The sequence below is a fragment of the Candidatus Electronema sp. TJ genome (assembly GCF_048287355.1).
Taxonomy (GTDB): Bacteria; Desulfobacterota; Desulfobulbia; order Desulfobulbales; family Desulfobulbaceae; genus Electronema.
Map to the genome: position 1 here is coordinate 1 of NZ_JBLWEP010000060.1, position 12,059 is coordinate 12,059.

Below are 12,059 nucleotides of genomic sequence, written 5' to 3' on the forward strand. Positions count from 1 at the left end.
TTTGAGGAAGTGAAGTAAGACAGCGTTCAAGCCGCGCACCCAAGGGGAGGGCAGAGCAATCTGTCCTCCCTTTTTTATTTCTTGCAGCAGCTGAGAATGGTTGATCTTTGTTGGCGGGATGGATAAATAGAGGAAGAGCTTCTTGCTGCTGCAAGAAGAATTTGGTTTAGTGTCTGCGCTCACATTGGAGAAGTATCAACAAGCACTTCTTGCACAGGAGGTCTATGAACGAGCAAACCACCTTCCGCGCTTTGGTTGTGCGGGAACAAGACGGCGGCTTTCAGCGGGCTGTTGAGGAACGCCGCATCGCCGACCTGCCGCCCGGCGACGTGCTGATCCGGGTGCATTTTTCCTCGCTCAACTACAAGGATGCGCTCTCCGCCAGCGGCAACCGGGGCGTGACCAAGAAATATCCGCACACGCCGGGCATTGACGCGGCAGGAGTGGTGGCTGCTTCGACCGCGCCGCAGTTCAGCGCGGGTGACAAAGCGCTCTGCATGTGTTATGATCTTGGCATGAACACGCCCGGCGGTTTCGGCGAATACATCCGTGTTCCCGCAGCTTGGGTGCTGCCCAAGCCGGAGCCGCTCTCTTTGCTCGAAACCATGCAGATCGGCACCGCTGGCTTCACTGCTGCGCAGTGCGTGGACAAGCTGCTGTCCCTTGGCTTGCAGCCTGAGCAGGGGCCGGTGCTGGTCACTGGCGCGACTGGCGGGGTCGGTTCTTTAGCCTGCGCCTTGCTGGCCAAGCTCGGCTTTGCAGTCACGGCAGTCACCGGCAAGGAGAGCGAACATGAGTTCCTGCGCCAGCTTGGCTGCGCGGCGGTGTTGAACCGGCAGCAGGCCATAGGCCGGGCAAGCGCGGCCTTGCTCCGCGAACGCTGGGCAGGGGTGGTGGACACAGTAGGCGGCGAAATCCTCGCAGGCGCAGTCAAGGCGGCGCAGTACAACGGCATCGTAACTTGCTGCGGTAACGCGGCTTCTGGCGAGCTGCCGCTGACCGTCTATCCCTTCATTCTGCGCGGGGTGAGCTTGGTTGGGATTGACTCCGCCGAATGCCCCCTGTCCCGGCGCAAAGAAATCTGGGACAAGCTGGCTGGATTGTGGCGGCTCTTGCTGCAAGATGCGCTGCAAGCTCTCAGCGTCCGCATCCGCTTGGCCCAGCTCAGCCAGACTATTGACGATATGCTGACAGGCCGGACACGCGGCAGAATTGTCATTGATTTGACAGGAGAAAAGGATGACCGTTGAACATGCGCGAGAAGCTCTGAACATTGAGGCAAAGGGAATTTATGCTGTCCGTGATGCCTTGGGGCAGGAGTTTGTTCAAGCGGTTGACCTGATCATGGCCTGTCCGCCAAGTCGGCTGATCATTACCGGCATTGGCAAGTCTGGGCTGGTGGGCCAGAAAATGGCGGCCACGTTCAATTCCACCGGCACGCCGTCCTGTTTTCTCCATCCGGTGGAGGCCATGCACGGCGACCTCGGCATGGTCGGTGCGAACGATGTGGTGCTGGCGATTTCCTATTCTGGCGAGACCACGGAGCTGAACCGGCTGCTGGCCAGCCTCAAAGAACGTGCCGTGCCGGTGATCGCCATGACCGGCAATATCCGCTCCTCGCTGGCAGAACAGGCGGCGGTGGTGCTCAGTGTGGCCGTGCCAATGGAAGCCTGCCCATTAGGGCTTGCTCCGACCGCCTCCACCACAGCTACTCTTGCCTTAGGTGACGCTCTTGCTGTTGCTCTGCTCAGGCGCCGCCGTTTCCGGGCTGAGGACTTCCGGCGCAATCATCCTGGCGGCAGTCTGGGCGAGCGCCTCAAGGTTGCGGTGCGGGAAGTCATGCTTACCGGCGACAAGGTGCCGATGGTCAGCGAGACAGCGGCCTTTGACGAGGCGATTGCCGAACTGAACCGCAAAAATCTCGGCGCGGTGCTGATCAACTCAGCTTCCGGCGAACTGCGCGGGATCATCACGGACGGCGACCTCCGCCGCTATCTGCTCAACAATCTGCTGCCCGGTAAACTGCGCAAAGCTGGGGCTGATCTTGCCGGGATCATGACCAGAACGCCGGTGAGCATCGGCCCAGATTTGATGGCCGCTGATGCGCTCAGTCTGATGCAGGAAAAGGACATCACGGTGCTGGCGGTGCTGGACGGGCGGGGCAGCGTGCTGGGCATCCTGCATCTGCACGATCTTCTTGGTAAAGGAGAATTCCGCTTTCTTATTTGAGAGGAGAAAAGAAATGTGCCAGCTCAAGGCGGTGGTGGAACGGCAGGGCAGCCGTGAAACGGTGATGGAATCTGTGACTGTCGTGGATGTGACGGCGGACGGCGTGATTCTCAGCACTTATTTTGAAGAGCCGCTGACCCTGCGAGGGGTGCGGGTCAGGAGCGTTGATCTGCTCAACGGCTCCATTCTTTTAATGGAACAGAACACGGATAGAGACAAATGAACAGCTTGGACAAGGTGCGGGTGCTGCTGCCGCATTGGATTGAGCATAATCATGGTCATGGCGCGGAGTTTCTTCAATGGGCGGACACGTTGACCGCAGATGCGCCGGAAATTGCCGACCTCCTGCGCAGCGCAGCAGAATCTTTGCATGCAGCGGAACATGCCCTCCATGAAGCCCTGAGCAGGGCGGGCGGGCCATTGGCTGCGCCGGGACATGCGCATACCCATGGCGGCTGTCACCATCATCACTGACCAGCATTCCGGTAGGGTGTCCACTGATTGGCGGTAGGATTGTAGAGATACTCCAGCTCAAGACGGTAGGAGCTGCCTTGGCTTCGCTCGACGCAATGGAGCTTGTACAGCTCCATCCCGTTGATTTTTTTGCTCAGGGTCATGCCGGGTTTGCTGAGGTCGGAGCCGCAGGAATAGGAGTAGGCTTCACAGAATAATTTTTTATAGTTCCGGTTCAGCCAGTCCATTCTGCGTTTCCCGTCTACATCTTGGCGCAATCCTTCGAGCTTCTCCTTGACGCTGCGCTCCAGCACAGGATCAAGACCTGAGGTGCCGAGCAGCTTCTGCACCTCCTCATAAAGCCGCAGTGCCTCGCTCTGGCGGCCTCCTTGCCGCTCCGCTTCCCCAGCCGCGTTCAATTTTGCGCTGACTTCAATCATCACCGCAGTTCGCGTGATTTTATCCGCCCCGCTCCGCTCCTCCGGCTCAAACATGGCCTGTCTGCTCCTGAGCAGCTCCGCTGCTGTCTTATAGTCCCTGACCGCAGCGGCATCATCACCTTTGCTGTAGAACTCGCTGGCTGCGGACAGAAGCTGATAGAACTGCGAGCGGATCAGCAGTTGCTCCAGCTCGCGCCGGTGCTCATCGGTGAAGGATTTCGGATCGCTGTCCATCCGCTCCTGCAAGTCCTTGAGCTTGCGCACAGTTTCCTGCCACTGCGTATGAGAGTCCTTGAAACTCTCTCTTGACACGTCAAGCTCCCGCTTGAAGATCGCATCAGACATTCTTTTTTTGAATTTCTCGCAGTCTTCCCCGCCCTTGCAGTGCTTGACAGCCTGCTGCCAGCTCTCTGCCGCTTTTTTCCAGTCGCCGAGATCCTCAGCCTCCTCTGCGGCACGTTGAGCCTCTTTCAGCCTCAGCTGGCGGGCTTCCTCCTGAAAACGCTCTGTCTCGGCGGCAACAGGATAGACAGGAGCCTGCGCGGCGAGCGCGGCGGCCTGCTCGTAGAACGCGGCAGCCTCGCTGGTGCTGTTTGCCTTCAACTTCTCGGCGGCTTGGGCGGCCAGCAGGTCTGTCTTCTCATGCTTGTCCGCCTCCGCAAGCGGCATGTTCTTCCCTTTGTAGCTGCGCTTGCCCTCTTTTCCGTCAATTAATTCGCCGCTTGCCAGCATCGCTTCGATTTCTTTTCTGATGCGGCTTTTTTCCGGCAGCGGGATGAGGATGCTTTTCAGCCTGCCGAGGGCTGCGCCAGCTTTTTCCTCAGCCCCCTGATAGTTCTTCCGTTTGAGCAGACTCTGCGCTTCCTGCCAATCCAAGCCCGCCTCCAGCAGAATGTTGGAGTCTCTGGTGTACATCAGCCCGCCAGCAACAATCAGCGCGGCAGCAATGCCTGCCGCCGCGAAAGGCGCAACTGGAATCTCCCGTCTGATTGTTCTGGATACTCTTGACTTTCCCTTGTTTTTTTCAGCAGATTCAGCCGCCTTCTCTTTAGGGGGCGGAGGAGGCGGGGAAGGTCTTTTCTTTTTCTTCTCTCCGTCTGACGGCAGTTGTTCCGCCTGCGGCTCAGCAGCCACAGACTCCTTTTTGCTGCTGAAGGTGTCGAGCAGGGATTGGGACTGTTCCAGCCGCCTGCCGATATCCGCCAAACCAGGCAGGTCCGCCGCAACTTTTTTCAGCTTGACAAGAATTTTTTTCGCTTCGGGGAAGTTGTCCTCTTCCTCCAGCATTTTCATTTCCTGTAGGAGCGTGTCGCACTGCTCCTGCGCGGCCTTGACCTTCTGCCTGAATCCTTCCGCTTCCGGCAGAGCAGGCGGAATCTCCTTCAGCAGCCGCTCAGCGATATAGATTTCCTTCCGGTCGATATGGGCGCGGATTTCCGCCAGCTTCGGCGCGAAGTCCGCCTGAGGCGGCGCGGCCTCTGGCTCGCCGATTTCCAGCTCAAATTCCGCCTCGTCCTGCACACGTTCATTCACGCCGATATCAAAATCTTCCTGCGCGGCGGCGGAAGGTGATGCATCCAGCTCCAAAGCAAAATCAGCACTGTCCTGCTCCGTATTTTCGGAATGGTCCACGCCGGAAATGTCGTGCACAGCCTGCGGTGCTTCCATCTCCAAGGACAGTTCAATGCCGCCGACCTCCTCCTCAGCCGAAGGAGCGATGCTGCTCAGGTCAATATCCTCCAAACCAAAATCAAACTCGTCCGTCACGCCAGCGTCCGCCGTGCCGCCCTCCAAGCTGTCCAACGGCAGCTCCGCCGCATGTTCGCTGTACCAGTCCGCCGCTTCCTGATTGAAGGGATCTTGCAAGCTGTATGTCTTGCCGCAGATCATTTCGCCAATATGAAGAATCAGCTTGGCAAGGGACGGCTCCTGCTGCCAGCGCGAGGAGATGCGCACCCCGTCAGGATCGATGTCAGGATGAAAAACAGGGGTCAGCGGCTTGACAGCGGGCGGAAAATGGGGATAACCGAAGGGCAGAGTGATCAGCATGACATGGCTGGATGCCCTGCTGATGCTGCCGTCCTCGGCTTTGCTCAGTCCGGCGAGACGGTATTCAATCTCGTAGCAGTCTGGCGGTTCGCCCTCTGTGTTCAGCAGCTTGACGCGCGGATGATGCTCAAGAATTTTCCTGACTTCCTCAAGGTCTGCGGTGCGCTGATCGGTCTGTGAGGCCATTTTTCTGCCAAAAGCTGGGGTCAATTTTGACCAGGCGGCGGCCTGGCTGGTGAAAAATATTATAGGGTATTTTATAATGCGCAACAAGCCGCATTCCGGCAGAGTTCAAAAAATTTTCCTCAGCTTTTCCCGATGCTGAAAGGTTGTCCGCCAGTCCCTTTCCGTGTACAATGGCCGAGGACGCAACGAAGGCGCAGCGGAGCGAAACATGGCAAGACAAATAGAGATCAATTCGGTCAACCCGCAGCAGCGACTCATCAACATGGCGGTTGAGGTGCTGAAAAAGGGCGGCGTGGTCTGTTATCCGACCGACACCATGTACGGCCTCGGCTGTGACATTTTCAACCAGAAGGCGGTAAGCCGGGTGCATGAGATCAAACGCCGTGCCAAGGACAAGCCTTTTTCCTTCATGTGCGCCTCGCTGGCTGACATCAGCCTGTACGCCCATGTCAGCAGTCCGGCCTACCGTCTGCTGCGGCGGCATCTGCCCGGCCCTTACACCATGGTGCTGCCCGGCTCGAAATTGGTGCCGAAAATCATGCTGACCAAGCAGAAGACCGTGGGCATCCGCCTGCCGCAGTCACCCATCTGCCTGGCACTGATCGAGACGCTGGGCAATCCAGTGCTGAACACCAGCGCCCTGCGCGAGGACTGCGCGGTCCCGGCGGACAGCTATGCGGTTGAGGAGCTGTTCGGCAGTCAGGTTGATTTGATTATTGACGGCGGCGAGTTGTTCCCGGAGCCATCCACAGTGATTTCCTTGGTGACCGAACAGCCGGAGATTCTGCGGGAAGGCAAGGGCGACATTGCTCCCTTCCTGTGAGACCGGCGGCGGCCTGCTGCTGCGGTACAAGACAGCGTTCAGAAGGTTCCGGATCTCTTCCCGGATATCCCCGATGGCATCAGGAACATCCGCAACCTCGTCCCGGACATCCCAGACGAGGTTGCGGACATGCCAAACGTCATCGGGGAGGTTCAGAACGAGACTGCGGATGTCCGGGACAGCGTTTGGAACATCCCAGACGAGACCAAGAATGTTCCCAATGACGTTCTGGACATCCCTGATCTCGAGTCGGACCTTCCAGAAGAGGTTTTGAACGTCCGAGACCTCATCGCGAACGTCCCGAACGAGGTCTGGAAGGAAAGGCTGAGGCTAGGCCTCGATCAGGACTTCTTTGAGCGATTTGCTCATGGTGAAATGCAGGGTTTTCCGGGCTGGAATATCCATGATCCTGCCAGTTTTAGGATTTTTGGTCGTCCTTGGCCTGCGGGTGCGGACGGAGAAGCTGCCGAAGCCCCGGATTTCCACCCTGCGCCCGTCGGTCAGGGCTTGGGCGATCTCTTCCAAAATGACATCAAGAGCTTGGGCGACATCCTGTTTGTAATATTCATCAAGCTGCCCGGCAGCCTCGCTGATCAGTTCACGCTTAAGCATGATGGTTTCGCAGTGTCCTTGTAAACTATGCGCGACCGCTGTGCGGCGGCCGCTGAAATACGAAAAAAAGGCCGCTGCTCCCTGCGCACAGGAAACAGCGGCCTTTCCTCTGCCGCTGGAGTTCAGCTATTCACTCTCGGCAGCGCTGGCGGCGGCCTTGAGCAGGTCGCCGAAGGTGGCGGGGCCGGAGCCTTTCTGCGCCTTCTGAGCAGCCTCATCCGCGCTGGAGGCCTCGCCGCCGGTCTTCTCTGGCCGCGCCTCCGTATCTTTCAGGGACAGACCTATTTTGCGGTCCTCAGAGGAAACGTTGATCACCACCGTCTTCAGCGTGTCGCCGATGTTGTAGAGACCGACCGGAGTCTTGACCTTGTCCCGGCTGATCTCAGAGACATGCACCAGCCCTTCAATGCCCTCTTCCAGCTGCACAAAAACACCGAAATCGGTGACGTTGGTGATGGTGCCTTCAACAGTGCTGCCGAGAGGATAGTTGGTGAAGACCGTCTGCCACGGATCGGGCTTGAGCTGCTTCACGCCGAGGGAAAACCGCTCGTTATCCTTGTCTATTTTCAAAACAACAGCTTGGATGGAATCGCCCTTGGAGTATTTCTCTGAAGGATGCTTGATCCGCTCTGTCCAGGAGAGGTCGGAGACATGGATCAGGCCGTCAATCCCTTCCTCAATGCCGATGAAAATGCCGAAATCGGTGATGTTTTTGATCTTGCCCTCGATGATCGCGCCGATGGGGTAGCTTTCCTCGACCACATCCCACGGGTTGGGCTGAAGCTGCTTCATGCCCAAGGAGATGCGCTTGGTCTCGGCCTCCACCTTCAGCACCTGCACCTCGATCTCTTGGCTCACGCTGACGATCTTGGAAGGATGACGGGGCTTCTTCGACCAGCTCATCTCAGAGATGTGCACCAAACCCTCAACGCCTTCCTCCAGCTCGACAAAGGTGCCGTAGTCGGTGATGGAGACCACCTTGCCGACGACCTTTTTGCCTGCGGGGTACTTCTCCGGCACCGTTTCCCATGGGTCTTGGCGGAGCTGCTTGATGCCGAGCGAAACCCGGTCAGACTCTTGGTCGTACTTGAGGACTTTGACCTCAATTTCCTGACCGACAGTGTAGAGCTTGGAGGGATGGGAAACCCGGCCCCAAGACAGGTCGGTGATGTGGCAGAGACCGTCCATGCCGCCAAGGTCAATGAACAGGCCGTAGTCGGTGATGTTGGTGATCGCACCGACGACCGTCTGACCCTCTTTGAGGGTGGCCCGCATCTGCTCGCGCAGCTTGGCCCGCTGCTCCTCAAGGATGGCCCGGCGGGAAATGACCACGTTGTTGCGCTTGCGGTTGAACTTGAGCACTTTGAACTCGAAGCTCTGGCCGATCAGCTCGTCCATGTCTTTGACCGGACGCAGGTCGATCTGCGAGTAGGGCAGGAAGGCGGGAACGCCGATGTCGACGGACATGCCGCCTTTGACCCGGCTGTCGATCCGGCCCGTTATGGTGCCTTCCTCCTCCTGAATGCGCGCAATTTCCTCCCAGACTTTGATGGCAATGGCCTTTTCGCGGGAAAGCAGCAGGCCGCCCTCCTCCTTCCGTTTTTCGATGAAGACTTCAAACTTGTCGCCAACTTTGATCACCCGGTCGGGATCCTCATTGCGGAACTCGCTGATCGCAATGTAGCTTTCCGCCTTGTCGCCCACGTCGATCAGAATCGCGTCAGGCTTCACCTCGACCACGGTGCCCATCACCACCTCTTGGACGTTGATGACCGTGTTGTTGTCTTCCTGCTCGAAGAGTTCAGCGAAGCTGATGTCTTCCATGCCACTTTCTTCCGCCGCCGAAGCGGGCCGAATTCCCTTGTCAGTCATGGGTTTGCCGTTCCTCTGCAGACCGGGCCGGGCCGGCCTTCAGTCAAATGAAATGCGTTTGTCCATTGATTTTGTCCGCCGCTCCCCATGAACGACGGCCCAACCAAGGCTTTTACCAGAGATGTCCCTGAAAAACAACCGTTTCCTGAAGGAACCCCGTCTTTTTTTTCAGAGGGGCTATTTTTTGCCGAAGTCGGCCAGCTGCTCCAGCAGCGGGCCGAAGAGCTGCTCGTAGTACGGAATGGCCTTGTGGAGGATGGGCTGAAAGTCCTTCATATCCTTCTCCGCCACCACCAAGTTGGCACTGTTGGCCAGTGCCTGGATGTCATAGAGGCTGATGAACTCCGGCCCGATCAGGATGTAGAAGGTGTAGCGCCGCCGCGACATGGGCATTTTGCGCATGTAGTTGTGAAACGTCGAGTTCTTCAGTCCGCCCGGTTCAAAGCCGGTGTGGTAGATGATGCAGGCGTAGCTGACCGACAGCGTTTCATGAACAGCCTCCTCAGGCGTTTCAACTGAGGATGCCTGATACCCCAAGGCCTCCATCGCCGACTTGATCAGATGGCGCATGTTGTCATCGCTGTGCAGCACCAAGGCCATGGGCACGTCGCGGGCGCTGTCATTGAACTGCATCTCCTCATTCTTCTGGCTCTTCAGCCAGTCCATGTTCGGCGGCGGCGGCGGCTTGATCACCTCGGCAGCCGGATCTGGAGGCTTGGGCGGAGGTGCTGCCGGAGCTGCCGCGCCTTCGGCATTGCCTGCCGCGTCGAGGTTCATCGGCTTGGCGCAGTGCGGGCATTTGAGCGGCAGACGCTGGCCGGGCTTGAGGGCCTTGAGAGCCTGCTCGATCTTGCCAAGCTGGGCGGTGCTGAATTTGAGCGCGCCTTGGCAGTGGGGGCAGTTGCTGATCATGTCGTTCTCCGATGCGGGACGGGTTCAGGCGCAGCGGCCTCTGCGGTGTTCATCTCTTGTTTGGATCTTCCGTCTGCTCCATGGCAAGACCTGTGATATTGGAGGTGCTTTCCCCTTTGGTGGCCTTGATGGTGTCCATGCCCCGCTTGATCACGCTGCGGTTGGAGCAGTAGGTCATGGCCACCTCCTCGGTGATCAGCTCCTGTTCGAAAAGCTGGAGGATATGCTGATCAAAGGTGCGCATGTCCAAGGTCACACCTTCGGTGAGGATATTGTAGAAGGTCTTGTCTGCGGCCACGTCTTCGCCGTTGAGGATCAAGTCTTTGACCCGCAGGCTGGTGTGGAGTATCTCCAGTGCCGCCACACGGCCTCCGCCGCGCTTGGGCAGCAGGCGCTGACTGACGACCCAGCGGATAGTGTCAGCCAGGCGCACCCGGATTTGCGCCTGCTCGTCATGCTCGAACATGCCGATGACACGGTTGATAGTCTGGCCTGAGTCTATGGTGTGCAGCGAGGAGAAAACCACGTGGCCTGTTTCAGCGGCGGTGAGCGCAATCTCCAGCGTCTCGCGGTCGCGTATCTCGCCGACGAGAATCACCTTTGGAGCCTGGCGGAGAGCGGCGCGCAGGCCGGTGGCGAATGTGTCATAGTCATCGCCTTGCTCGCGCTGGTTGAAGGTGGCCTTTTTATGAGGGTGCACGTACTCGATCGGATCTTCCAGCGTGACAAGATGGACGGCGCGGGTCTCGTTGATCTCATTAAGAATCGAGGCCAGCGACGTGGTTTTGCCGGTGCCGGTGCCGCCGGTGAAAAGGATCAGGCCGTTGCGTTCCTTGGCCATCTTGTAGAAGCAGTCTGGAAAGCCGAAGTCCTTGATGGAAGGAATCTTGGTTTCCAGCTTCCGCAGCACCGAGGAGTAGCAGCCCTTCTGGGTGAAGACGTTGACGCGGAAGCGGGCCTTTCCATCCAAGGTGTAGGAGAGGTCGCAGGAGCCGGTGGAGACCAGATCCCTCAGCAGGCGCTGGTTGCCGTTGATCAGGTTGAGGGCGAAGACTTCGGTTTGAAAAGGGGTCAGCTCCTCAACTGGCGGCTCGACCTCGACCAGTGAGAGCGCGCCGTCGATTTCGACTTGGAGCGGCTTGCCCACAGTGATGTTCAAGTCGGACACACCCTTTTTCTTGCCGAGCATGGACGCGACCCAATAGGCGGTTTCCGGCTGTTTCATGCGCACCTCCGCTGAGAATTGAAATGCCTGCCCGTCCGGCACAGGCGCAGGACGTTGCCAGCACTGATCATCTGCTCATATTATCGTCAGCAGGGGCCGCAGTTCAAGCAGGAAATGATTTTTCATCTGCATGCCCCTGCCGGCAGAACACCCTTGCCAATCCCCGTCCTGCCGCGTAAAGTAGGCCGAACCAGCAAACTCTGCCAGCACAGGACACTATATGTTCGACATCTTCATCAAAACCCATTTTTCCGGCGGACATCATCTGCGCGAGTACCCCGGCAACTGCGAGCGGCCCCACGGCCATAACTGGAAGGTCAAGGTGACTGTCCGCGTCCGCGAGCTGGACAAATTAGGCATGGGCGTTGACTTCAAAACGCTCAAGCAGCAGGTGAACATCGTGGTGGATGAGCTGGATCATCGTGATTTGAACGAGCATCCCGCCTTTCAGGACTGCAACCCCTCATCAGAACACATCGCCCGGTATTTCTTCATTCAGCTCAAAGGCGTATTGACAACAGAGCGGTATCAGATTCATGCTGTCGAGGTGCGCGAGACCGACTCCAGCGGCGTGATCTATTACGGCGGATGAACAGCAGCCTGCGGGTTTCCGAGCTGTTTCACTCCATCCAAGGCGAATCCACCCATGCCGGACTGCCCTGCGTCTTTGTCCGGCTTTGCGGCTGCAATCTGCGCTGTACGTATTGCGATTCCCGCTACACGTGGGATGAGGAAGGCAAACTGATGCGCGTCGCCGAGATATGCGCGGAACTGGAGCCGTATCCTGGCTGCATGGCGGAGATCACCGGCGGAGAGCCGCTGCTGCAAGAGACGGTGTATCCGCTCATGGACGCGCTGCTGAGGCAGGGCCGTGAGGTGCTTTTGGAGACCGGCGGCAGCCTGAGCATTGAACGGGTTCCGGCAGCCGTCAGGGTGATTCTGGATATTAAATGCCCGGACTCCGGGATGACGGCGCATAATGACTGGGGCAATATCGCCTTGCTCCGGCGGCGCAAAGCGGCAGGCAGCCGCGATGAGGTCAAGTTTGTTCTCTGCTCGGAAGAGGACGCGGCCTGGGCGGCAAAGCTGGTCCGTGAGCAGCATCTGACCGAACTGCTGCCGGTGCTCTTCTCGCCTGTCATTGACCGTCTTGCTCCAGCGCGGCTGGCAGACTTTCTCCTGCGGGAGCAGCTGCCCGTCCGCCTGCAATTGCAGCTGCATACCCAAATCTGGCCGGGCATCAGCCGGGGTGTTTGAT

12 protein-coding genes are annotated in these 12,059 nt (G+C 58.3%); 7 read left to right on the top strand and 5 right to left on the bottom strand.

Going from position 1 to position 12,059, the window contains the following annotated elements; translation table 11 throughout:
• Positions 1 to 224: 224 nt before the first annotated feature.
• Genes ACNKID_RS06125 through ACNKID_RS06140 form a run of 4 tightly spaced genes read left to right on the top strand, consistent with a single transcriptional unit; the run spans position 225 to position 2,703 of the window.
• Positions 225 to 1,250 carry a YhdH/YhfP family quinone oxidoreductase gene (locus ACNKID_RS06125; protein ID WP_417912550.1) on the top strand — a complete coding sequence of 342 codons (1,026 nt, stop codon included), beginning with the start codon at positions 225 to 227 and terminating at the stop codon, positions 1,248 to 1,250.
• Positions 1,240 to 2,229: a KpsF/GutQ family sugar-phosphate isomerase gene (locus ACNKID_RS06130; RefSeq protein ID WP_417912551.1), complete on the top strand. Its 990-nt coding sequence runs from the start codon at positions 1,240 to 1,242 to the stop codon at positions 2,227 to 2,229. Before ACNKID_RS06125 ends, ACNKID_RS06130 begins: the two co-directional genes overlap by 11 nt.
• Positions 2,230 to 2,242: 13 nt before the next feature.
• A complete protein-coding gene (locus ACNKID_RS06135) occupies positions 2,243 to 2,452 on the top strand; it encodes a CooT family nickel-binding protein (RefSeq protein WP_417912552.1) in 210 nt (69 codons plus the stop codon).
• On the top strand, positions 2,449 to 2,703 hold the full coding sequence (locus ACNKID_RS06140) for a hypothetical protein (protein ID WP_417912553.1): 255 nt from the start codon (positions 2,449 to 2,451) through the stop codon (positions 2,701 to 2,703). Before ACNKID_RS06135 ends, ACNKID_RS06140 begins: the two co-directional genes overlap by 4 nt.
• On the opposite strand, the gene ACNKID_RS06145 is transcribed toward ACNKID_RS06140, so the two are convergent.
• Positions 2,697 to 5,357 carry a ubiquitin-conjugating enzyme E2 gene (locus ACNKID_RS06145; RefSeq protein WP_417912554.1) on the bottom strand — a complete coding sequence of 887 codons (2,661 nt, stop codon included), beginning with the start codon at positions 5,355 to 5,357 and terminating at the stop codon, positions 2,697 to 2,699. The genes ACNKID_RS06140 and ACNKID_RS06145 overlap by 7 nt on opposite strands.
• A gap of 208 nt (positions 5,358 to 5,565) precedes the next feature.
• On the opposite strand from ACNKID_RS06145, the gene ACNKID_RS06150 reads away from it, so the two are divergent.
• Positions 5,566 to 6,180: an L-threonylcarbamoyladenylate synthase gene (locus ACNKID_RS06150; protein WP_417912555.1), complete on the top strand. Its 615-nt coding sequence runs from the start codon at positions 5,566 to 5,568 to the stop codon at positions 6,178 to 6,180.
• A gap of 330 nt (positions 6,181 to 6,510) precedes the next feature.
• Here ACNKID_RS06150 and ACNKID_RS06155 read toward each other — a convergent pair whose 3' ends face one another.
• The 4 genes from ACNKID_RS06155 to ACNKID_RS06170 form a co-directional block, all read right to left on the bottom strand.
• Positions 6,511 to 6,792, bottom strand: coding sequence for an HU family DNA-binding protein (locus ACNKID_RS06155; protein WP_417912556.1), 282 nt, complete (start codon positions 6,790 to 6,792; stop codon positions 6,511 to 6,513).
• A 126-nt stretch (positions 6,793 to 6,918) separates the two neighbouring features.
• A complete protein-coding gene (locus ACNKID_RS06160; protein ID WP_417912557.1) occupies positions 6,919 to 8,664 on the bottom strand; it encodes a 30S ribosomal protein S1 in 1,746 nt (581 codons plus the stop codon).
• A gap of 177 nt (positions 8,665 to 8,841) precedes the next feature.
• Positions 8,842 to 9,576 carry a hypothetical protein gene (locus ACNKID_RS06165; RefSeq protein ID WP_417912558.1) on the bottom strand — a complete coding sequence of 245 codons (735 nt, stop codon included), beginning with the start codon at positions 9,574 to 9,576 and terminating at the stop codon, positions 8,842 to 8,844.
• 49 nt (positions 9,577 to 9,625) lie between these two features.
• Positions 9,626 to 10,801 carry a type IV pilus twitching motility protein PilT gene (locus ACNKID_RS06170; protein WP_417912559.1) on the bottom strand — a complete coding sequence of 392 codons (1,176 nt, stop codon included), beginning with the start codon at positions 10,799 to 10,801 and terminating at the stop codon, positions 9,626 to 9,628.
• Positions 10,802 to 11,021: 220 nt separating this feature from the next.
• Between ACNKID_RS06170 and queD the strand changes: the two genes are divergently transcribed.
• The gene (queD, locus tag ACNKID_RS06175) at positions 11,022 to 11,393 is read left to right on the top strand and encodes a 6-carboxytetrahydropterin synthase QueD (RefSeq protein WP_417912560.1); all 372 of its coding nucleotides are present in this window, start codon (positions 11,022 to 11,024) and stop codon (positions 11,391 to 11,393) included.
• On the top strand, positions 11,390 to 12,058 hold the full coding sequence (locus ACNKID_RS06180; protein ID WP_417912561.1) for a radical SAM protein: 669 nt from the start codon (positions 11,390 to 11,392) through the stop codon (positions 12,056 to 12,058). Before queD ends, ACNKID_RS06180 begins: the two co-directional genes overlap by 4 nt.
• Position 12,059 lies beyond the last annotated feature (1 nt).